Source organism: Microcoleus sp. T3_B1, assembly GCF_036700445.1.
Classification (GTDB): Bacteria; Cyanobacteriota; Cyanobacteriia; order Cyanobacteriales; family Microcoleaceae; genus Microcoleus.
Genome location: NZ_JAUBOX010000009.1, coordinates 88,217 through 110,279, shown reverse-complemented (window position 1 = coordinate 110,279; position 22,063 = coordinate 88,217). Strand labels below are relative to the sequence as shown.

17 protein-coding genes and 2 pseudogenes are annotated in these 22,063 nt (G+C 44.4%); 11 read left to right on the top strand and 8 right to left on the bottom strand.

Annotated elements, in window-relative coordinates; translation table 11 throughout:
- Window positions 1-84 precede the first annotated feature (84 nt).
- The 3 genes and pseudogenes from ltrA (at window position 85) to QT990_RS07835 (ending at window position 3,166) form a co-directional block, all read left to right on the top strand.
- Window positions 85-1,904, top strand: a pseudogene (ltrA, locus tag QT990_RS07845) (group II intron reverse transcriptase/maturase).
- Complete coding sequence (locus QT990_RS07840) at window positions 1,904-2,098, top strand: hypothetical protein (protein WP_333143449.1); 195 nt, start codon at window positions 1,904-1,906, stop codon at window positions 2,096-2,098. Before ltrA ends, QT990_RS07840 begins: the two are co-directional and overlap by 1 nt.
- A gap of 60 nt (window positions 2,099-2,158) precedes the next feature.
- Window positions 2,159-3,166 carry a hypothetical protein gene (locus tag QT990_RS07835; RefSeq protein WP_333143450.1) on the top strand — a complete coding sequence of 336 codons (1,008 nt, stop codon included), beginning with the start codon at window positions 2,159-2,161 and terminating at the stop codon, window positions 3,164-3,166.
- Between the two features lie 14 nt (window positions 3,167-3,180).
- Here QT990_RS07835 and QT990_RS07830 read toward each other — a convergent pair whose 3' ends face one another.
- Complete coding sequence (locus tag QT990_RS07830) at window positions 3,181-3,456, bottom strand: LapA family protein (RefSeq protein ID WP_333081696.1); 276 nt, start codon at window positions 3,454-3,456, stop codon at window positions 3,181-3,183.
- Window positions 3,457-3,825: 369 nt separating this feature from the next.
- Window positions 3,826-5,259 (bottom strand): phosphoglucomutase/phosphomannomutase family protein, encoded by a 1,434-nt coding sequence (locus tag QT990_RS07825; protein ID WP_333143451.1) that lies wholly within the window; start codon window positions 5,257-5,259, stop codon window positions 3,826-3,828.
- A 239-nt stretch (window positions 5,260-5,498) separates the two neighbouring features.
- Between QT990_RS07825 and QT990_RS07820 the strand changes: the two genes are divergently transcribed.
- Both QT990_RS07820 and QT990_RS07815 read left to right on the top strand, forming a co-directional pair.
- Window positions 5,499-5,684, top strand: coding sequence for a hypothetical protein (locus QT990_RS07820; RefSeq protein ID WP_333465105.1), 186 nt, complete (start codon window positions 5,499-5,501; stop codon window positions 5,682-5,684).
- 460 nt (window positions 5,685-6,144) lie between these two features.
- A complete protein-coding gene (locus tag QT990_RS07815) occupies window positions 6,145-7,239 on the top strand; it encodes a hypothetical protein (RefSeq protein WP_333305137.1) in 1,095 nt (364 codons plus the stop codon).
- Window positions 7,240-7,393: 154 nt separating this feature from the next.
- On the opposite strand, the gene QT990_RS07810 is transcribed toward QT990_RS07815, so the two are convergent.
- From QT990_RS07810 to QT990_RS07800, 3 genes are all read right to left on the bottom strand, one after another.
- Window positions 7,394-7,786 carry a DUF423 domain-containing protein gene (locus tag QT990_RS07810; RefSeq protein ID WP_333465104.1) on the bottom strand — a complete coding sequence of 131 codons (393 nt, stop codon included), beginning with the start codon at window positions 7,784-7,786 and terminating at the stop codon, window positions 7,394-7,396.
- A 340-nt stretch (window positions 7,787-8,126) separates the two neighbouring features.
- Window positions 8,127-13,730 carry a VWD domain-containing protein gene (locus QT990_RS07805; protein WP_333465103.1) on the bottom strand — a complete coding sequence of 1,868 codons (5,604 nt, stop codon included), beginning with the start codon at window positions 13,728-13,730 and terminating at the stop codon, window positions 8,127-8,129.
- A gap of 457 nt (window positions 13,731-14,187) precedes the next feature.
- Window positions 14,188-14,511 carry a hypothetical protein gene (locus tag QT990_RS07800; RefSeq protein WP_333143457.1) on the bottom strand — a complete coding sequence of 108 codons (324 nt, stop codon included), beginning with the start codon at window positions 14,509-14,511 and terminating at the stop codon, window positions 14,188-14,190.
- Window positions 14,512-14,563: 52 nt separating this feature from the next.
- Between QT990_RS07800 and QT990_RS07795 the strand changes: the two genes are divergently transcribed.
- The 6 genes and pseudogenes from QT990_RS07795 (at window position 14,564) to QT990_RS07770 (ending at window position 18,739) form a co-directional block, all read left to right on the top strand.
- Window positions 14,564-14,737, top strand: a complete 174-nt coding sequence (locus tag QT990_RS07795; protein WP_333413365.1) for a hypothetical protein — start codon at window positions 14,564-14,566, stop codon at window positions 14,735-14,737.
- A gap of 300 nt (window positions 14,738-15,037) precedes the next feature.
- The gene (locus tag QT990_RS07790) at window positions 15,038-16,024 is read left to right on the top strand and encodes an AAA family ATPase (RefSeq protein ID WP_333465102.1); all 987 of its coding nucleotides are present in this window, start codon (window positions 15,038-15,040) and stop codon (window positions 16,022-16,024) included.
- Between the two features lie 187 nt (window positions 16,025-16,211).
- On the top strand, window positions 16,212-16,664 hold the full coding sequence (locus tag QT990_RS07785) for a hypothetical protein (RefSeq protein ID WP_333305118.1): 453 nt from the start codon (window positions 16,212-16,214) through the stop codon (window positions 16,662-16,664).
- Complete coding sequence (locus QT990_RS07780; protein WP_333143460.1) at window positions 16,606-16,869, top strand: hypothetical protein; 264 nt, start codon at window positions 16,606-16,608, stop codon at window positions 16,867-16,869. Before QT990_RS07785 ends, QT990_RS07780 begins: the two co-directional genes overlap by 59 nt.
- A gap of 121 nt (window positions 16,870-16,990) precedes the next feature.
- Entirely contained in the window at window positions 16,991-17,281 is a 291-nt protein-coding gene (locus QT990_RS07775) for a hypothetical protein (RefSeq protein ID WP_333143461.1), read from the top strand.
- 157 nt (window positions 17,282-17,438) lie between these two features.
- Window positions 17,439-18,739, top strand: a pseudogene (locus tag QT990_RS07770) (IS4 family transposase).
- A 286-nt stretch (window positions 18,740-19,025) separates the two neighbouring features.
- Here the strand turns inward: QT990_RS07770 and QT990_RS07765 are convergent.
- The 3 genes from QT990_RS07765 to QT990_RS07755 all read right to left on the bottom strand — a co-directional run.
- Window positions 19,026-19,592, bottom strand: coding sequence for a hypothetical protein (locus tag QT990_RS07765; RefSeq protein WP_333143462.1), 567 nt, complete (start codon window positions 19,590-19,592; stop codon window positions 19,026-19,028).
- A gap of 127 nt (window positions 19,593-19,719) precedes the next feature.
- The gene (locus QT990_RS07760; RefSeq protein ID WP_333143463.1) at window positions 19,720-19,947 is read right to left on the bottom strand and encodes a hypothetical protein; all 228 of its coding nucleotides are present in this window, start codon (window positions 19,945-19,947) and stop codon (window positions 19,720-19,722) included.
- A 565-nt stretch (window positions 19,948-20,512) separates the two neighbouring features.
- On the bottom strand, window positions 20,513-22,063 hold a 1,551-nt coding region (locus tag QT990_RS07755), incomplete at its 5' end, for an Ig-like domain-containing protein (RefSeq protein WP_445305437.1).

The window sequence follows — 22,063 nt, the reverse complement described above, 5'->3', positions numbered from 1 at the left end:
CAACGTCTCACTGTAATGGTGAGGATATGCTAACGGACTTACGGTAATACGGATGGTATAGCTACAAGTAGCAATGAATAAGTTATGAACACGGCAGAAAAACCGATGTATGAATGGAACGATATCAACTGGCGAAAGCTAGAGCGTAACGTTTTTAAATTGCATTCATCGGATATATCAAGCGTCTAATCGTGGTGATGTCAAGCTAGTACGCAGACTCCAGAAACTTTTGATAAGCTCTTGGGCAGCAAAAGCCGCTTCGGTTCGTCGGGTAACTCAGGATAATCAAGGCAAGAAGACAGCAGGCGTAGACGGTGTTAAATCACTGAATCCAAAGCAACGTCTCGCATTGATAAATAAAATATCATTGGGTTCTAAGGTTAAACCAACACGCCGGGTTTGGATACCCAAACCAGGGACAGATGAGGAAAGACCTTTAGGTATACCGACAATGGAAGACCGAGCGATGCCGCGCGTTAGTCAAACTGGTGTTAGAACCAGAATGGGAAGCGCGATTTGAACCTAACTCATACGGGTTCAGACCAGGACGCTCGTGCCACGATGCGATAGGAGCAATATTCAATGCGGTAAGTCAGAAATCAAAATATGTTCTGGATGCCGACATTAGTAAATGTTTCGACCGCATTAACCATGATGTACTTCTCTCAAAATTAAATACCTATCCTACCCTACGGAGACAAATCCGAGCTTGGTTAAAAGCTGGTGTTATGGATGGAAACAAGCTGTTCCCAACTGATGAAGGGACACCACAGGGCGGGGTGATTTCTCCTCTACTCGCCAATGTCGCCTTACATGGGATTGAGGAATTGATTAGGGGTTTAGCCCCAAAATTCGAGATGAGAGACTATCGTGGTCATACTTATGGATTACGAGACAAAATCAAATCGATTTCACTGATACGATATGCGGACGATTTCGTAGTCCTCCATGAGGATTTAGAAGTTGTGAAGCTGTGTAAGGTTGAGATAGAGAAGTGGTTAAGTGACATTGGGTTAGAATTAAAGCCGAGTAAAACAAGATTAGCCCACACCCTGAATAAACTAGATGGTGAAAAACCGGGATTTAACTTTCTAGGATTCAACATCAAGCAGTTTCCAGTAGGAAAACACAACTCAAGTAAGGGAACCAGAGGCACTTTATTGGGCTTTAAAACTATTATCACCCCCAGCAAGGAAAGTCAGAAAAGGCACTACAGAAAAGTTGCGGAAGTAATAAATAAATCACGTGGGTTAAACCAAGCGACTTTAATAAAAAATCTCAATCCTATCATTAGGGGTTGGTGTAACTACTTCTCAACAGTCGTCAGTCAGAAAGTATTTGATAGGCTATGGCACTTAGTGGTTTGGAAGCTCCTCAAATGGGGTCGCCATCGTCATAGGAACAAGGGCAGAGGGTGGACACGCCTTAAATACTTCAAAACCGTAGAAGGCAATAACTGGGTGTTCGCAACCGGAGAGGGTAACAATCCTCTAAAGCTCATACAACATAGCTCCACTGAAATAAAACGCTATGTAAAAGTAAAAGGGATGGCATCACCCTATGACGGGGACTGGATATATTGGAGTTCAAGAATGGGAGTACACCCCGAAATACCCGTAAGAGTGGCTAAACTACTCAAGCGACAAAAAGGGAAATGCGCTCACTGCGATAACTACTTCAAAGATGGAGATTCGATAGAGGTTGACCACATCATCCCCAAATCGAAAGGTGGAAGGGAATTGTATGATAATTGGCAGCTACTTCATCGACATTGCCATGACACAAAGACTGCCAATGATGGTAGTCTCGGTAACAAATCTAGCTGCAAAAGTGCTAAACCTAAGCCACCAGTGGAACCAAGCCTTTGGGCGTGGGAAAACGATATGTTGGTAATGACGTACTGATGACAACAGCCGTTTTATTGAGGAGCGGAATGATGGGAAACTATCACGTTCCGTTTTGTAGAGCAGTGGAGGAGGCGACTCCTTCACTGACTTTAATTATCGGTAGAAAAGTAGCGGCAACTTTGGGGCTTTGTCTCAAAGAAGTCAGTAGAGGCGCATTGATAACGCCTTTGAAAGTCCCTTTATGGTCTTAGTCAAGAATCCCCCTGATTCATCAGTCGGGAGTATCAAGTCTTTTTGCTGGAAAACTTGGCATGACGCCTACAAAACTCTCCGATTCAGACAAACGCGAACTCATCAGGCTGTACCGACAGTCAAACGAGAATACTATCACTCTGGCAAAGCGCTACGGAGTGAGCAGTTCGACTGTGAGGCGCATCATTCAGGGGGCTTTGTCGGGGCCGGAATACGAATTTCTAGTGCAGCAAAAACAAAAGCGTTTGTCCTCTAGCACCAGTGTTTCTGAACCGACAGAGAGGACTACTGAGCCGTCGGCAGATGGCGAAATCGATCCTGTAGGTGTCCCCCTGTCGGAGTCAGTCCCCCTCCTGCAGTCAGCCGCAAATTCGAGACCGACGATCCGAAAGCGTTCTGGAGCAGTCCCTGAACCAGTTCCAGAACTCGAAATTCGAGGGAATGTAGAGTCGGATTTGGATGTTTCTGATGTGCCAGATGCCCAAGCAGCCAATCTTGCCGATCGCAGCCACCGTGCTGTTGTAACTGGTGAACTAAAGGCAATGCTGCCAGCATCCGGGCTGCTGGCAGGTGAAGATTTTAGCGATTTCGAGGAAGATGACGAGGATGAGGATGAGGATGAGGATGATTTAGATGACGACTTCGACGAAGATTTAGACGATGAAGACTCTCTATTTGAAGGCCGTCTGCTGGGTTCAATATCGTCAGGGGAGTCGATCCTCTTCGAGGGCTTCGCTAACGAGCTTCGGGGTACAGGGCTGATTGAAGTTTTGCCTTTAAGCGAAGCATCTCTGCCCAAAATTTGTTATTTGGTGGTCGATCGGGCGGCGGAGTTAATCACCAGACCTCTAAAAGCTTTTGGCGAACTCGGTCAAATTCCGGCGGCGGAAATTCGCGAGAAAACTCTGGCAGTGTTTGACAATCACCGAGTGGCCCGCCGGTTTGCTACTCGCAATCAAAGGGTTTTCAAGATTCCTGACAGCAGTATGCTGCAAAAAGCAGCACCTTATTTGCGAGCAAAGGGAATTACTCGGCTGCTGATTGACGGTCAGGTATATTCCCTATAAGGGATCACATCAATTTAATATTGTACGGTGTCGGATTCTTCTGGATTGGCCTGAAATTTAGGACGCGAGTTTTGGGAATCTGAAAGGTTCCACAGCGGTTGCAGTAGCGCACCTCCGATCAGTCCTGCACTCAGGCTCATTGCCAATACTACTCCTACGGGCATTTGTATCGATTGAAAAAAGATAAAGTTTAAGGATACTGGGGCGGCGTTCTGCACTGAGATAATGCCGATCGCGCTTACTAAAATTGCTACTAAAAAACTAATGGCGAGCAGAGGAATTGTTTTCATAAACGGGTTGACAGGCTAGTAATTTAACTTGTATAATTGTTTTATAATCGGAATATGTGTGAAAATTTTATTTTTGCAAACACCCCATTATTTAATAATATACAATTTTATCTGGATAAAAGTCAAGTAGATTCGGGAAAAATTTAGGAATTTTTTAAATTAATTAAAAATTAAAAATAAATAGATAAATTTACAAATCCCAAACTTTAACAAATCCCAGTGTATTGCAAATATATAACTGGCCCAGCAGTATCGATGATTAATGTTCAGAGGCTTTGCCAGAGTTATCAAAAATACGTAAGGTGCGCTTCGGCGCACCTCACAATCCCAAGCGCTAGGGGAAAAACCCCCGTTGGAATAGGTAGAAATTTAAACAGGTTCTAACTGGGAAATTACCTTTTCCATGTGTTGGGCAACTTGGCTTTCTTTTTCCACAGAATTGGTTTCCATGTAAACGCGCATCAAGGGTTCGGTTCCCGAAGGCCGCAGCAGTACCCAGCCACCGTCTTCAAGATAAAGTTTAATCCCGTCTTTGCGGCCGATTTCCTTAACGCCGATACCTGCTATTTCTGTGGGGGGATTCTTGGTAAAAGATTCCAAAACGGCTGCTTTGTGGGCTTCTTCTAGGTGCAAGTCCAAACGTTTGTTGTACAGGGGGCCGTCGGCTTCTTTAATGGCTTCTTCGACTAGCTGAGAAAGCGGTTTGCCTTCATAGGCGATCGCCTCAGCAACTAGCATATCAGCCAAAATCCCGTCTTTTTCAGGAATGTGACCCAAAACGCTCAAACCGCCAGACTCTTCCCCACCGATGAGCACCGCAGTTTCCCGCATTTTTTCGCCGATGTATTTAAAACCGACTGCGGTTTCGTAGATTGTTAAACCGTACTTGGCGGCCAAATTGTCCAGCAAGTGGGTAGTTGCGACTGTACGGACGATCGCCCCAGTCAATCCTTTATTCTTAACCAAGTGACGTGCCAGCAGCAACAGTACAGTATTTGGAGTCAAGACATTTCCCAACTCGTCAACAATACCAAAGCGATCGCTGTCGCCATCGGTAGCCAAACCCAAATCGGCCGAATCCTTCTTAACAGCTTCCACCAACTCAACTAACTGTTCCCCCTTGGGTTCGGGCATTCCACCACCAAACAGCACGTCGCGGTAGGTGTGAAAACTTTCGACTTCGCAGCCGCAGTGTTCCAAAACGCCGTCGAGATAGCCGCGAGAAGTCGAGTAGAGAGCGTCGTACTTCACCTTCAACTTAGCAGAGCGAATCCGCTCCACATCGATCAAAGTATAAAGAAACTTCAGATATTCGGGTTTCGGGTCAAAACTGGAGATTTTATCGTTGTGGCTGCCTTTGGCTGGGGCATCAGAAGCACCAGCAATATTTGCCACAATGGTATCAGTAATTTCCGGGGTGGCCGGGCCCGCGTAGTCGGGGATGTATTTGATGCCGCAGTAAGGTGCGGGATTGTGCGAAGCCGTGAACATCAGGGCTCCTGCGGAGTTGAGATGCTTGGCGCTGTAGGCGATGACTGGTGTGGGGCAATCTCGATCGACCACTTTCACCGTCCATCCCAAATCTGCCAATACTTCCGCTGAGGTGCGGGCGAACTCGTCTGCCAGAAAGCGGGTATCGTAGGAGACTAGAACTGGGCGGTCTTTGGTGTAAGCGGTTTCTAGGTAACTGGCGATCGCCCGGGTGACTTTTCGCACGTTGGCAAAAGTAAAGTCATGGGCAATCAGTCCTCGCCACCCATCGGTTCCGAACTTAATTTCTGTTGAATTGCTGCTAGCGCTCATTTTATCCACTTCCTCTCGTCCTACTAATCCTACCCGAAGGCATAGCCTTAAAGACATACTGGCCGTGCTGTTTGTGAGGATCGATCGCCCGTGGGGCCCGCATCTGCCTAATCCTATCGTTGTAGGGACAGGCTTCCGCCTCCGACAGAGGACTCGAACAAGTCAGAGTGGGCAAAATGTGGGAGGGATGGGGCTAGTCAGGCGCTAATTCCGGTTTTGAAGGGTCGTTTGCCGATCGAATGGACGACGATCAATTGCGAGCGATTCCCTACGGGATAGCTTCGCTTCACGGGGAAGCTAAAAAACCGATCGCAAAAAACGACCCTGGCAATGGCCTTAACGAAATGCACATAAATCTGATTCTCATCTCAAATTTAATTTTTTATTTAGAAAAGCCGATCGTTAAATTTGTTAGGGTTTCCTAACAATCGCCAGACTCACAATACATTTCTAATTCAGCGACGGAAATAAATTAACCAAAGTCAGCGATCGAGCGTGCTGTAGCCTAGCTTCTTTAAGAAATTAGGGCGATCGACAAAAGCGCTCCAAAACAAAGATAAAGTATTTCAAGCAGCAGTTTTTTTGAGGCAGATTTGACTTTAATTATCAGATTTTAAGACCGATTAAATTTCTTGCTCGTCCTCATTTATAGGTCAAAAAAATCACTTAGGATCGCGATCACAGGGTGATGGTGATCGAGCGCACAATCAATAATGTTATTAACGTGCAACTTATAAAAGATGCAGGCAGTCGAGCCAAATTGCTTATAGCTTTAAGCGTAATGGCTGATGACTGTCAGCGTACAAATGCAGAAAATTGTAGTTGACAACGTTAAAACTTAGGGGAATCGATCGGGTGCGACTTAATAAAAAAACGAGGTTTATCATGACGGGTATTTCACAAATATCTTCAAAATCTTTACCAGCAGCCGACCAACTTCAACACGGCCCAAGTCAGGCGTCCCAAGGTATTACCGGACCCGACACTGACAAACTCCCAAAAGCTAAAGGTGTCAGCGTTTCTTCCTTCGCAGTTAGCTGGGCAAAAAAATATTACAGTACAGTTGCGACACGAGAGAACCAAGGGCCACGCCAAATTCTCCCCAGCCTCGATTTAACTAATTTTGAGGGAAATAGGGCCCCAATAGTTGACAAATTGACAGATACCCTGAAATTAGCCAGCGAGATAGCTTGGAGTAGAGTAGAAGCTCTTTTAGGGAAACAAATAGAGCGGCACGCGATCGATCCAAGTTTAATTAATTCTTTAGAAATTGCCGCCGATTCTCGCACATTATATCGGAAAGCAATAGACGCTTATGCGGATAGAGAACCTGTTTTCCGCTTGTCAGTGCTGGTGGGAAAAGATATTATCAAAGTGAGGCGAAAATACTCAGAGACAGATCCGTTAGTGCTGGGATTTGTGACAATGCAGTTTCAATACACTAGCAAAATCTTGTTAGGATGTCTTTCGGAGTCAGAGAGAGCGGAATTTGCGCCCTACTTAAAAGTTGTAGACGACTACCTGCACATTCCCTACGGAGAGATTAACGAGGCTGCGGCGAATCAGCCCCCGAATTCAAGAGCTCTATTAGCCGTTCAGCATTTGTTGCAGCAGACGACTCAGATTGCTAGTGCAGTGTACGATCGAGCTAGTGCCCAGCATCAAGGATACCGCAGCAGCAGTGGCTATTTGAGCGATCGGGAGATAAAAATTTCTGGTATCCGGGATGTCGAGATTTTTCAAAGCTATTTGTGCTGGTGCGTTTTGGAAGGTAGTATTCGCCCGGTACAGCAAGAATTGTTTCCAATTTGCGTGATGTTGTACCCCAAACTTCATGTAAGTTGGGAGTTAGTGCAGGATATGCTGCTGATTTTATTTTGGGAAATATGCGATCGGCTTCCTGCTGAAGATTTAACGGTATTTGTACCTTACTTGCGTACTTTGACTGAGATGTTTTCCAGCGATGTGTTTGATAATTAGATATAGCCTTTCGATCTCTCATATGAGGTACTCATGGGCATAGGGCATAGGGCATAGGGCATAGGGCATAGGGCATAGGGCATAGGGCATACCTCACTTTTTTGAGAACCGCTATAATTTATAATTGGTAATTGCTTCAAAATTTACCAGTTGCCTATTTAAAACTAAAAGCTGCGACTGCCAAACATCCCCAACCAACAATAAAAGCAACTCCCCCCAGTGGCGTAATTGCACCCAGCCATTTGATGTCACTCAAACTCAGGGCGTACAAACTGCCTGAAAAGATGATTGTGCCGGCAATAAAAGCCCATCCAGCCACTGCAAAAAAGGTTTGAGACTCTTGGGCGCGGCTCAAGAGTAAAGCGACGAGTAATAGAGCTAGGGCATGGTACATTTGATATCGGGCGCCGGTCTCAAAAATGGTTAAAGCTCGATCGGTCAATTGATTTTTCAAAGCGTGGGAGGCGAAAGCACCGCCTGCAACGGATAAACCTCCGAATACGGCTGCGGCTGCTATGAAAATGCGGATTAGGATTAGTGATGACATAATTTAATAATAATTGAATTTTATTTAATTTTACGGTTGTGTGGGGATTGTCGATCGGGTTATTGGTTGGTGGGGGCGGGTTTATCAAGATTATCTGTGGGTGGCATAATCGATCGGTTAACCCGCCCCTACAAAATAATCCTAATATTGTACAGGCCTGTAGGGGCGGGTTCGCCTAGATATTTGACACCCATCAACAAATTATAAAAACCCGCCCCCACCCAACCCAGAAATCAAAAATTAATTGAATTTAAAGGTTAAGCGGGGATAGTCAATTGGGGTTATTGGTGGGGTGGGGGCGGGTTTATCAAGATTATCTGTGGGTAGCAGAATCTATCGGTTAACCCGCCCCTACAAATTTGAAATAATTACCACTTAAGCTCAAATTTGCACCTCCTTGGAGAATGCTAATTAATTCATTTTGAGCCGCCTTGCGGTAAATTGCCGTACCAGTTTGGTTAGCTTGCGAGAAAGGAACTAGCAGGTAATCATCGGCTTTACCCTGCAATTGGATACTATCTTCACTGGCATTAAAATCAGTAATTAGCGCGTAGTCGCTATCGAGGTTATCGTAGTAAGTGTTATTGACATCTCCCAAAACGAAAATATCGCTACCACCTCCACCAGTTAAGGTGTCAATTTCCTCAATTCCGGGGTTAATAGCATTGATGTCAACTCCGGTGAGAATATCGTTGCTATTGTCGCCTTTAATTACGTCATTACCAAGTCCACCAAAAAGGCTATCATTTCCATCTCCACCTATTAATATATCTTGCCCTTTTTCACCATCTAAGTAGTCATCATTGAGATTACCTGATAACACATCTTGACCTGCATTACCAAAGATTTTATCATTTCCTTGGCGGCCGGAAATCGTGTCATCTTCTTGGGTTCCGTTGATAATATCATCTTGAACCGTGCCTTGCAAACCATTATTCGGGTTAGCAAAACCGAAACCTCGGCTACCAAAAACGGCATAACTTTTGCCGGGAGAATCTTGAAATAAACTGCCGGGTGCGCCAACAATTATATCGTCGATGCCGTCGCCGTTAATATCTCCCCCACCGCTGACAGCAGTGCCAAGTAAACCATCGGTTTCTACTCCATTTAAAACTAAGGCATTCTTACCGTTAGCTTCTGCTAAACTGAAATTAGCTGGAAATTCCTTACTTCCAAAAACAACAAATGTTTTTCCAGCATTGTTTTTATCGTTAGAGTTGGCGCTGGAGGCTCCTATTAACAAGTCGTCAAAGCCATCTTTGTTGACATCTCCGGCATAGCTAACGGCATTTCCGGCTGAACCTTCAGCATCGAAACCTAAGATTGTAAAGCCATTACTACCGTTCAATTCAGCAAGGTTAAAGATGACAGGAAATTCCTCTTTTTTGCCAAAAATTACGGAGATTTTGCCAGCGTTAATTTGGTCGCCAACTGTCGCACCGGGAGCACCAATTACGATGTCTTTATTGCCGTCACCGTTGATATCTCCTGTGGCGGTGAGGGCGATTCCAGAACGTTCTTCAGCACTGAGGCCGGCGATGACAAATCCGGTGGTTCCATTTAATTCTGGGACGTTGACGCTGCCATTAAATCCGCCTTGCTGACCGAAGATAACGTAAGTTTTGCCTGCATTAATGCCGCCGCTGGTGTTGCCGCCATCTGCACCAATTACGAGGTCGGGGATGCCGTCGCCGTTGATATCGCCGCTGCTGGCAGTACCGCTAGAATTGCCGTCGATCCCATTAATAACAAAGCCGTTATTGTTGTTAATTTCAGCTAGGTTTAAGTTAGGAGAAAAACCTGTGGTGCGGCCGTAGATGACGTAGCTTTTACCAGGTGTGCCACCGAGCGGGCCGGGTGCGCTGATGAGTATGTCGTCAATGCGATCGCCATTAATATCGCTAATGCCAGTCGCAAAGAGGCCGGCGTAGTCAAAGGTGTTGGTTCCTGTAACGGCAAAACCATTATTACCGTTCAAATTAGCCAGGTTGAAGTTAGCAGGAAATCCTTTGTTTGTGCCGAAGACAATGTAAGTTTTTCCGGCATTATTTTGACCGTTGACAGCGGCACCGAAGGCACCAATAATAAAGTCTTTGATGCCGTCGCCGTTGATATCGCCGGCACTGCTGACTGTTCCGCCGCTGAAACCTTCGGCATCGGTGCCATTGAGGGTGAAACCATTTTGACCGTTGAGTTGGGAAAGGTTGACGCTGGCGGGGAATTTTTGATTACCAAAGATGACTTGACTTTTGCCTGCGGCGTTGACGTTATTGGGGTCGGCACCGAACGATCCGACTATGATATCGTCTATTTTGTCGCCGTTGATATCTCCGGTTTTGCTGACAGCAACTCCTGAGAAGTTACCTGCTTCTGTGCCGTTGAGGACGAAGCCGTTATTGCCGGAAAGGTTGTCAAGTTTGAGGCTATTTATATTGACATTAACGGTGGCAGCTTGTATTTGTTTGCCGTCTGTTAGGAGGTAGTTAAATTTATCGGTGCCGGTGAAGTTTGGGGGTGGGGTGTAGGTGAGTTGGTCGTCGGTTTTATCGTCTGGGGTGTTGTTGTTGTCGAGGGTGATGATGCCTCCGGCAACGGATTTTGTGTTGAATTCTTTGATGGAGAGGGGGTCTTTGGCGGTGGTATCGTTGGCTAGGATATCTATTTTTGTGGCTGTGTTGACGGTGGTGGTGGTAAAGTCGCTGTTGGCGGTGAATGGGGAGGCGATCGCTAAAACCCCATTTGTGGTTCGTGCGTTTTTAGCACTTTCAATAAAAGACTCGTCTCCCGTGAGTAAAAAGTCAAGAATGGCAGCGTTAATCAGGTTTTCATCTGTAATTCCCGCAGCGAGAACTTTCTGTCTTGCTTCCTCAAATTTTTGTGGGTCTTTGGCTTGTAAGTCCTCAATAGTAATGGGGTTAAGAGGGAATTTTCGATTAGTAAAGGTGTTAGTGCTTTGACCGGGTTCATAGTGAAAGAGGGATTCCTCTTGTTTGATCCGCCAACTATCAGCATATTTGCCATACAGATCGTTACGGGAAACAGGAGACTGGAGAATTGTTCCGTCTCGCAGAGCAATGTCATCTTCTTGTTTATTGTTGTTATTGCCAAACAGACCCGTAATTTTGTCTTCTCGTTCTTTCGTTAAATAGATATTGATATCTAGGTAGTTTATTCCTTTGAAACTAGCCTGGGTATCAATGTCAATTTGATCGCCACTTGGATAAACAATGGTGTATTGATCTCCTTGGTGATAAATACGACCTTGACCAACACTCAGGTAGCTATTATCAGCAATTTGAGTAGGTTGATCGTTGATGAAAACCTGTTGATTTGGTGTATTAGGCGTTTGTTGTTCCGGTTTGCGGAAAATTGTTATCCGCTGTCCATCAATTTTTGTTGCGATCGCTGTGTTGATAGAGACTGGTTCATTTCTGAAGGGTTCTTGTCGGGTTTGAACTTCTAAGTCTCCACTTTCCGACTTCAGTAGCATGAATTCACCTGCCGTTTGGAAGTCATAACTGAGTCCGTCAATGGTTACTAAGTGGGGTTCGCCCCATGTACTACCTCGATTTTCTGGCTTGGGATCGGGGCTGTCATCGTCATTGATAGTGCCTGTTGCTTCAGAGGAGTCTGTGCCTTTACAGTCAGCAAAGAGTTTACCATTTTGGTCTTTGACTGTAAGCGTGAAGGTTTCATCTGGCTCTACTGTTTCATCTCCAGTAACAGGAATTTTAATTTCGCCACTGGTTTGACCTGCTGCAATTGTGACTGAGCCACTACCTTTAGGTGAGCTATATGATAGCGTTACTGCCTCGTTTGGCACATCGCGTAGTGTTACTGGGAACACCATATCTTTAGTGCCGCTATCCCCCTCAGTTACGCTTGCATCTGAAACTGAGACGGGTAGGTTGTAAGGAATTCTATAAGTTTTCTCAATTACTATTCTCTTTGTGACCTTATCATCTTGTTTAATTTGGGCTAGATCAATTGGCGCAATTTTTAAAGTAGCCATAGGATTACTACCGATTATAGGAGTTGGTTCACTTGTGAGACCTCCTTCAGGAACTTGAAACTTTTTGAGTGGCCCTCCCTTTATTGGTGGAATTTGCAAATAACCAAAACTAGCCCCCAATTCATATTTCAATATCTCAGTATCTAATGACCCCTGAACTGCCGAACCAATTTCATTAAATATCTGACCCGAAAGTTCGTATTCGGCTTTGATTTCTACAACACCACATCCCTGCTCAGGAGTTTCAAATTCAAACACATCTCCTAAAGAACCTGGTTTTGTTGAATTTGGCTCTCCAACCACCTCCATTTTAACCTTTACATCAGATGGAGCAAATACAAAATCTTGTCTCACAACATAAGACAAGTTTGCTGTTACATCTAAAATATCCAAACTAGCTGCGAACCCAAACTTTGCTTGCTTAATCACTTCTTTATTAGTTAAAGGAAGACGTTTGATATCAAAGTTTTTGACCGCCTGCAAGTCTTGTAGAGTTATTCCTTGTTCTGCAAAAAAATCTAAATCTTTTTGCTTTAACTTATCAAAGTCAAACTTTTCAATTGTTTCTCTTTCTTGAGGAGTGACTTGAGTTGTAGTATTATCTGTTGGATTGGTGACAGAGCCTCCAAAATTTATTGGAGGAAGTTTAAGAAATCTGGCTGGAGGGAAAAAATACGCGATAAGTCCATCTATATCTAATTTTAGCTTTGCCAAATCATCTGTACCTTTTCCACTAATAGGTACAAGTTTTTTATTGATACTAGATGGAATAAAATTCAATAGGGTTTCAGATTCAAACTCTGAGGGTTTTATGGCTATATTGTCAACTGGTGTAAAGCTGAGAGAGCCTAAATTTCCCAGAGGAAACTTCAAAGCAACATCACCTACTCTGGCACGAACTAATTCACTTTTTTGTTCAACTATCGGATCTCCGAAATAGCCTAAATTTGGGATCTTTTTGTCTCCGAAAGGAGTTTTTACTAAAATATTGCTCAAACCACTGGGCGCTAAGCTATATACTAGATCAAGACCTGTACCTGGTAGCTCATATCCCGATCCCTTAATTGACCCTTTTTGAACTGAAAAAGATGAGGTATCTATTTTTATTGTCTCTTTATTATTCACATTGTTGGGCAGAGTAATATCCGTTTTTATTGGATATCGAAATTCCTCTAAACGTCCCAGACCGCCCCATTCAGCAAAATAATTGATTTTAGCAGAGCCATTTAAACTCCCATCAAATTGAATGCTACCTTTATCGTCCTTTCCTGAAAATATTATGCTGCCAGTATCCAAAAGAGTTTTATCGTACCTGGGGAGTTTAAAATTATTCCAACCCTCAATATTGTTTGCAAAAAAATCAAGGGTATCTGATTGTACTTTCTGCTCGATCGCCCTCAATTCCCCATCCAAAACAACCACCGCCGAATCATCCTCACCCTTCAACCCCGCCAATTCCCCCTGACTCAACGCCTTACCTTGAACTAAATCCGAAAAAATCTCCCCCTCATCCCCGATCGCATCTACAGTATTAATCTGCGAATCAACAAAATGCCCAAACTCTTCCAGCAAAACACCCGCAACCGCCGTAACATTTCCCGCATTTTTGGCAAGGAATTCCCGCGACAGATAAATCTTCCCTGTCGCAGCCGTAAACGCACCCAAAGCACCATTAATCTCTGCTTCCGAACGAATCTCAATCTCTGGAAATTCGCTAAAATCTCCCTGTGCCCAAGCTGATGCTAACTTGACTGCTTTCTCAACATCAAAGTTGTTGCCGAATGCTACCTGCATCTTGGCCAGAAAATCTGCACTTGTTGCAAAACTTGTGAGGGAATTCTGCCCGATCGCACTTATCATATTCAAAGCGCGATCCTCGACATCCGTACCCACTTCAGTACCGAAAAACTCATCATCTGTTAGCCATTTCATAATCCGATCTCCTCAAAAAAACTAATTATTGCCAAAAAACACAAAAGGCCGGGAAAGTGACAAATGCGATCGAAGCGATCGCGCCTGCCCTTTCACCAGCCCCGTGAGCATCTCACTCATCTCAAGCTAGGTTTTTACCTAAAATTCAATTGTTTAAACAATGATGCTGCCGACCATCGCAACCGTACAGACTATATCATTGCGGGTACTTTACCCGACGTAAAAATAATCTACACGATTTAATTTAACCTGTCAATACCTTCCCTTATCTTTGTTGTAAATAGTTTCATAGTTGGGTGGGGGCGGGTTTATAAAGATAATCTGTGGGTGACAGAATCGATCGGTGAACCCGCCCCTACAAATTTGTCCGCAATTTTACTGATAGGGGCGGGTTCGCCTAAATTTTTGACACCCATCAACAAATTATAAAAACCCGCCCTCACCCAACCGATCGCACTTATTCCTTTGAATTCCACTCCCGAACATCTTCCTCAGAAATGTGATACCGATAATAAGTAGAACCCTTCACAGTCACTTGAATTTTATCTTTACCCTTTTGGGCCCTCTCACTCTCAATAGTCACTTTTCCAAACCCTGTTTTTTCCCAAGTTTCACACAAAATGTCCTCGATTTTATCAAAAACCTGATTAATCGGATTCTCTTTGCTTTCGGGCGATGATGACATATCTGTTTCCACCTTCTGATTTAACTTAGCTTTGCTGTTGCTGTCGCCCGATCGATCTGTCCGATCGCCTGCTGCATCCTCTGATACCAACTTCATAGCTTTTTACCCCCTAAATTCCAGCCTCTACTTACATTTCGGAAATAGCCCTATGTTTTTACGCATAGTTCCAGCTTTTGTAACAATCATTTACACGATCGCCCCCAAAGTCGCAGACGATGACGCACAGCATCGCACAACAATTAGCAGCGTTGCATCCGCACAATTCCCATCCGCCAGAAACTCCATACTTCTTACCCCCAAAATGATGTTTGCAAAGATTTAATTATTGAATAACTTTTTAACCCGTAACTCAGTGTAAAATCAATAAACATTCAAAACTCACAATTGTGCAGTCACAGGCAGCAGTCATTCGATTTTAGATTTTAGATTTTAGATTTTAGATTGGATGATTGAAGAATTGACCCCACGGATCGAGACGGGGGCTTGAGGATTTTAGATTTGGGATGCTTTCGATTGATTCCACGGATAGAGACGGGGGCTTGTACCACCTTTGAAATTCTCGGTCGCCAACTTCTGACATGGCGCTGCCACGCGCGATCGCACTTCCACAGGCAAACTACCCATGAATCAAGCAGAATTTACCACTATTTACAACAATTTAGGCAACAAATGCAAGCAAGTTTTGCAGCAAAAACTAGCTGGAACACCCAACAAACAAATTGCCAAAATTCTCGCAATTAAATCTGAAGCAACTGTACGCCAACATTTGACAACAGCATATCAAGCCTTTGGTTTAGGAAACGACAAGCGCTCTAGCTGGTCAGATTTGCAGGCATTATTTTTTCAATTCAGGCCCGAACTAATCCCAGCGCCACCTGGAGAACCACAACCATTAAATTCTCGCTGGGTAGAACGAAGTTCAGATATTACTAAGCTCCAAAAATGGACATCAGAAAAGTTCAAGATTTTGATAATAGTAGGAGAAGGCGGCATCGGCAAAACTACCTTAGCACAGCAATACCTAGCCAGTTGCCAATTTGAAAAAATATTAGATATGAAAATTGCATACACTCCAGAAGACTTGCGGAGTGCCGATTCATTTGTTCAGACTTGGCTGCAGCAAGATTTTCAGGAAGATGCACCCAGAGATTTTAGCCTTAGTTTAAGTTTGCTAGAAAAAAAACTGCGTCAAATCAAAGTTGTAATTTTCATAGATAACTTAGAGTCTGCCTTATGCAACGGTATGTTTTTACCTGAATACCGCAATTATGTAGAATTACTGCGCGTACTCAGCGATCCCCGAATCGAAGGAGTCACCCTGATTACCAGTAGAGAAAAATTAAAAGAACCTGACATCAGAGGCGTTCAAACTCACATTTTAAGAGGCTTGACTCCAGAAGCATGGCAACAATATTTTGAATATCCCAAAACTTCTGAAGATTTACAAGCTCTGCAAGAAATGCACGCAGTTTACAAAGGCAATGCTCTAGCGATGGAGGTGCTGTACAATGATATAGCAATCCTAAATGATTTAGATAAATTTGTAGGGGTAGTGCTACCCCTACTCCCCGTGCCTACCCCCTATCTATCGGGCAACCACGGGGAGTAGGGGTCGGATTGCCCCTACAATAATTATGAGAATGATTTAGGATTGCTATATTCAAAATAATTATGATGGAGATATTGCCGAAGCTTGGCAACAAAACCGCCAGGAATTACAGCAGCTAGATCCATTTTCGTTTCTTATCAACAATCAGTTAAATCGCCTCAACGCTCACTCTCATCAAGCTTACCGCTTGCTATGCCGTTTGGGAGCTTGTCGCTATCAACAAATTGAATGGTTGCCAGATACTTGTATCAAAGCTTTGCTGTGGGATGTAACGCCAGCAGAACAATTGAAAGTAACGCGGCAGTTGTGTGACTGTTCTTTGCTACAATTACATCGGGGCAAATACCGAATGCACCCAGCGATTCGGGCGGCAGGTTTGAATCAGTTACAGAATAGCAGCGAATGGGAACAAACTCAAAGGGCGATCGCACAACATTGGTTTTCTAGTGTAGAACATATTCAATCCCCTCAGTTAGGTTTGCACGTTTTAGAAGCTTACTATCATTTCCGAGAAATTGAAGATTATGATTCAGCGTGGGATGTATTGTGCCGCCCCTGCCATACCTATTTTACCAGAAGAATTGTTTCTATATTTTTTATCGTGGGGATACATCAGCCAAACTTTAGAATTAGCAGATAAACTGGTAAATCGAGTTTCGCCTAACCGGGAAGCAAGTCTGTATCGCTGCATCGGCGACTGTCACGCCTATTTGCTAGCAGATGGTTTTGAAGCAGCTCTAGAATATCACCGCCAAGCTCAATTTGCCGCTAAGCGTGAAGGCGATAAATGGACAGAATTAAATTCATACAGTGATATGGGTTTGTGCTATAGCAATCCTAAATGATTCAGATAAATTTGTAGGGGTAGTGCTACCCCTACTCCCCGTGCCTACCCCCTATCTATCGGGCAACCACGGGGAGTAGGGGTCGGATTGCCCCTACAATAATTATGAGAATGATTTAGGATTGCTATATATTGCTGCTGGTGAATACGAGCTAGGATTAGCTATTTATCAAGCAAAACTTAATTTAGCTTTATCTCAAGTATCTCCTGCAATTCAATCTCGGCTAAATAGTTGTTACTGCGAAGTTGCTCTCCTACATTCATATTTAGGACAAGCGAGTGAGGCGAAGGCAGCATTGAAAGAAACTACAAGACACTTGCAACAACCTTTAGAAAGCGTTCCGCCTTGGCAAGCTTGCTGGGATTTGAATATGGCTGGTTTAGCTCAAAAACATATTGGCGAGTACCATTAGTGACAAGTTAAGGTGATGAGTAAATTGTCAATGGGGTATTTACATTAAGTAAAAAATGGATGAAACTCATAACAGGTAAGTAATTGGGGGATTGAGACGGGCCATGACCAAGACTAGAACTACAAATCGAGATCACGCCAAGAAGAAACAACGGCCAATGATAGAGGATGAAGTAATTGCCCAACAACTCGAAGCATTACTGACACCAGCCATGCTCAACCAGAAAAATTCCTACCGTCAACTGGGGCGAGCGAGACCGCATTCTCAACTTGCCCCTGATGATGGCTGCGGTGTTAACCGGTTCTATGGCGAGATGTAGTAGGGGTAAGAGAACTGACTAGAATGTTAACTAGAGATGGTTTTCTGTGGTGTAATCCCACCAAAGTCAGCCAACAAGGACTCTCACAAAGATTTTTCACCTTTCCTGCCGAGCTATTTGAACAAGTATTTAAAGACTTATTGCCAAGGTTAAGAACAAATTGGCAAAGCAGAAATCAACGAACCTTACCAGAAAGTATTCAGTTTACATTAACAAAATTTGAGCAGATTTGGATTATAGATAGTTCAATATTAGAGGCATTGTTTCGGAAATTATCAAGTTTATAAGAGACTAAGGTCGGACAACGGGCGGGAAAAATAAGTACAGTAATTGATGCGAGTAAATCGACTACCAGTAGAAATCTGGTTTACCGAAAATGCGAAAGAATTTGATATAAAGCTTGAAGAAAATATCCTCAGTTTAGTCAGCGAAAATACGTTGCTATTATTAGATAGAGGATTTTATCACTTTAGTTTTTGGTTGAAATTAATTGACCAAAAAGTTAAGTTTATTAGGAGAATAAAGAAAGGAGCAGCAATCAAAGTAGAGCAAGTGTTTACAGATAGTTATGGACTGCGAGACCGTAAGATACGTCTGGGGTCTGGAACAAAGAGAACTCCGTTTATTACTTTACTTTTGATTGAAGTTCGTTCAGGAAAAGCCTGGCATTCCTATTTAACCACTGTCTTAGAGCCAGAGATATTACCCCTTATGTAGTTGCAGATTTATATCGACGACGTTGGCGGATTGAAGAGGCATTTAATATAGTAAAAAGGCTGTTAGATTTAAGCTATTTATTGACGGGTTCAATCAATGGGATTAAATTACAAATTTGGGCAAGGTGGTTATTTTATGCGGTTTTAGTAGACTTAGGTGATGCAGTAGCCGATGAACTAGCTATACCTTTTGATCGGATTTCTTTAGAAATGATTTATCGCGGTCTTTATCATTTTACGATAGCTCATCATAAAGGTAAAGCAACCGATCCAGTTAAATATTTTGCTGCCCCAGAAAATCGCGATTTAGGAATTATTAAACAGGAGCGAAAACCAAATGTTAAGTTAATCGTCGCCCCTTTTCCTGAAAAGCAACGAGGTTCTAACCAATTCTTTTTCAATAATTCTCCAAAAGCCTCTTGACAAAAAACTTACAGCCTTAACTTGTCACCAATGGTGATGCACGGGTTTTGATCTATTTTACCTGTTTTTTTTGCACCTGACTTGCATCGCACCAGTTCTTAACCCATGCCACGTCAAGTGCGATCGATATATTCAGCAAGCCCTAGATAGTTACAAAAGTTTTGGGCGGTTTTTGTTGGGTTCGATTTAAATAAGTCAAGGGTTCGGTCGATCTGGCCTTGCCACAAAAATCCCTTGGCTTTAGCTAGGCGTTTTAACGGGTGCATCTCACCTTTGCAGCCCTCCGCTAGAAATTGGAGTTTTGAGGCAGGAGGCAGGAGGCAGGAGGCAGAAGGAAAGAGGCAGAAGGAAAGAGGCAGAAGGAAAGAGGCAGAAGGAAAGAAGAAGAAGGAAGGAGCCAGAAGAAGGAATGAGCCAGAAGAAGTATTTTTACAAATATGAGATGCTCCCGTTTTAACGACCCTCCCACTTTATACAAATTTTCAATTAAATGATACCAATCTAAGATTTCGCGTCGGGTTTTACCCGGATTCAACTGGCTAATAATCTTCCATATTCCCTCATGTCCATCACCTAAACATGTTAATAAATAGGCTAAAGGTTGATGATTTATATAGTTAATTAACGCTTCATTGTCTTGATAAAAAGCCCCATAATAACTTTCATGTAACCGCACAGCCTTATAATCTTGCCAATGAGAGCCTTCTCCCAAATTCCCTCTCAGACGGACTTTCCCTCCATCTATGCTAGTTTCCTCAACCTCAATTTTGGCTATAGGTTCTGACCATTCTTGTTTTTCTACTAATCGATGCAAACAAGTGTGTCCAATCTTGACTCCCGTCTGAACTTCCATATATGAGGCCGCATTTTCGTAGGAAAGATTAGCAATTTGACGGAGACAGCATTTTTCAAATAATGGAGATCATCTAGTTGATTTCTTAACCTCTAATTTTTTGGCCTGTTTTTCAGTAATTCTTAGTTCACCAATACAGCTTTTTACGCTCGCTGAGGTCGTCCTTGTTCTGTTCCCGTTGCTTGTTTGATAAAAAAAAACCGATTTGGGGGCCGATTTTTTCAAGCCCTTGTTGCCTGAGATGCTTTTCAATATTTTCCAGACTGGTCAGTTTACTGGGGGGTGTATTGTTATACAAAATTTTAGCAATTTCTGCCGTACAGGATTGCAACCGCTCTAGTTCTTCAGGGGTCATGGCTCTTTTTCTCGACTTTTTTTGACGCTTCTATTGATTTTAACTATTTTACGCTGATTTGGGGATATTTACAAAACCGGGATGCTCCCGAGCGATTATTGGGTCGTGTCCAGGTCAAAATGCAGGTGATTGGTGCAATGATATCGGAAGTTGGTGCATTTGGCTTTTGGTATTTTAAAGTCCCAAAAGCCTTTCTATCCAACTTATTTGCTCGCTACCCCTTGACAGATCAAGACAGTATCTACAAAAATCGCGGTTGCTCGACCGGACATGATATCAAAACTCGGATTTTTCTAAACGTTCGGTGCTATGCTTGGCTCTTTGTTGGGATTGTTTTCTGAAGATAATGAGATTGGATTTTTCACCGCAGATTAACGCAAATTAACGCAGATAAACTGCCAAGGAAATCGGCGTTTATCTGCGTTAATCTGCGGTTTCAAACCTCTTATCTTCCGAGATCAACCAATACGGTTCACTTAAGGAAAATTGTAGCGAAAATGTTGGGTTTCGTTCCTCAACCTAACCTACGCACGATCTGTTTTTTAGCACTAACTGAACCGTATTCCTAGATAAACGTCAAGTCAAATTCCGAAAGAGCAGAAACCCCAGTTACACCATTTAACTTCGCCAAAATGCGAGAATCGCTGCCGGTGAGGTTATTGCCATTGCCGTCATAAATGATGTAAGTATTGCCGCCGGAATCGTAGGCAAACAAGAAAGCACTTCCTCCCAGAATATTTGCAGAAACAGTTGTCTGCACATTCAGCAGAACTTGGCTGTTACCGCCCAGATTCGCAAATCCGGGGGCAAAATTAAACTGATCGGCGATCGGCACACCGAGACCGTTAAAATCAGTAATCACATCGTATCCGCCCGCCGCGATCGCAGCCTCGATCGCCGCCGAAGAAGCCGCATCAAAGCCAGGCCCACCTTGTGCAGGGCTGGTATAGCGGTATTGATTGCCGCCGCCGCCCCCCGTCATGGTATCTGCGCCGAGGCCGCCTACGAGCACGTCGTTATCCACACCGCCGTTAATCGTATCGTTGCCGCCTTGACCATCAATAGTATCGCTGCCCGCCAAACCGTCCAAATTGTCCGGCAAAGAACCCCCAACTAAATTGTTAGGCCCGCTATCTGCAGGCAAGATTTGAACGGTGATAGTACCTACACCCGGAATTGTCCCGAATCCGTCGCTGACGCTGTAGGTGAAAGCAGTTGTACCCGCTACGTTGCCGGGGATGAATTGCACTTGAGAGACAAGATTTACAGCTATCCCCAGTTGCGGTGTGCTGACATTGATAATGTTGAGCGTCCCTTTTTGCGGACTGGAATCGTTGGCCAGCACATCGATGAAAGTGGGCAGCGAATTATTCGTACTCGTAAATACGATGCCGTCATTGACAGCAATCGGCGACAGGGTACTTGGAACAGTTACGGAGGTATCGAAAGAATTGATGTTAATCGCCACTGACGCTGCTGCCGTGCCGCCTTGGTCGTCAGCTACGCTGTAGCTGAAAGAACCGGCTGGCCCGATCGCGTTTGTTCCAGGTTGGAATTTCAGCCCGAGTAAATCCTGAACGGTTAACTTTTGGTTCACGGCGACCGGGCTCGTACCCGTAATTACCTGACCAAAAGTAGGATTGGGAAGTCCGACTACCGCGATCGACAGCGGCTGGCCCTCCGGGTCGCTGGGCGCCGAAATGCTCAGAGACAGAGGCAAATTCTGCAAACCAGTCACCGTCTTGCCCGCTTCCACGATCGGCGGCTGGTTAGGAGTCGGAGATGTAAAACTCGGCGGAGTCGGCCCGCCGCCCAAAGGCGGAGGAGTTGGGGGCGCAGCAGTTGGAGTGGGGACGATCGAAGGACTCGGACTCGGAGTTGTCGCGCCCGCAGTCGGACTCGGACTCGTACCCGGAACCTGTACCGGCAATGCCCCCGTACCTGTGCCGCCCCCAGCAGGAGCTGTCGAGCCGCCCGCAGGAGCTGTCGAGCCGCCAGCAGGAGCTGTCGAGCCGCCAGCAGGAGCTGTCGAGCCGCCCGCAGGAGCTGTCGAGCCGCCCGCAGGAGCTGTCGAGCCGCCCGCAGGAGCTGTCGAGCCGCCCGCAGGAGCTGTCGA

Coding starts and splice junctions, on each gene's coding strand:
- QT990_RS07840 (WP_333143449.1), top strand. CDS start 1,904: ATGACAACAGCCGTTTTATTGAGGAGCGGAATGATGGGAAACTATCAC.
- QT990_RS07835 (WP_333143450.1), top strand. CDS start 2,159: ATGACGCCTACAAAACTCTCCGATTCAGACAAACGCGAACTCATCAGG.
- QT990_RS07830 (WP_333081696.1), bottom strand. CDS start 3,456: ATGAAAACAATTCCTCTGCTCGCCATTAGTTTTTTAGTAGCAATTTTA.
- QT990_RS07825 (WP_333143451.1), bottom strand. CDS start 5,259: ATGAGCGCTAGCAGCAATTCAACAGAAATTAAGTTCGGAACCGATGGG.
- QT990_RS07820 (WP_333465105.1), top strand. CDS start 5,499: ATGGACGACGATCAATTGCGAGCGATTCCCTACGGGATAGCTTCGCTT.
- QT990_RS07815 (WP_333305137.1), top strand. CDS start 6,145: ATGACGGGTATTTCACAAATATCTTCAAAATCTTTACCAGCAGCCGAC.
- QT990_RS07810 (WP_333465104.1), bottom strand. CDS start 7,786: ATGTCATCACTAATCCTAATCCGCATTTTCATAGCAGCCGCAGCCGTA.
- QT990_RS07805 (WP_333465103.1), bottom strand. CDS start 13,730: ATGAAATGGCTAACAGATGATGAGTTTTTCGGTACTGAAGTGGGTACG.
- QT990_RS07800 (WP_333143457.1), bottom strand. CDS start 14,511: ATGAAGTTGGTATCAGAGGATGCAGCAGGCGATCGGACAGATCGATCG.
- QT990_RS07795 (WP_333413365.1), top strand. CDS start 14,564: ATGTTTTTACGCATAGTTCCAGCTTTTGTAACAATCATTTACACGATC.
- QT990_RS07790 (WP_333465102.1), top strand. CDS start 15,038: ATGAATCAAGCAGAATTTACCACTATTTACAACAATTTAGGCAACAAA.
- QT990_RS07765 (WP_333143462.1), bottom strand. CDS start 19,592: ATGGAAGTTCAGACGGGAGTCAAGATTGGACACACTTGTTTGCATCGA.
- QT990_RS07760 (WP_333143463.1), bottom strand. CDS start 19,947: ATGACCCCTGAAGAACTAGAGCGGTTGCAATCCTGTACGGCAGAAATT.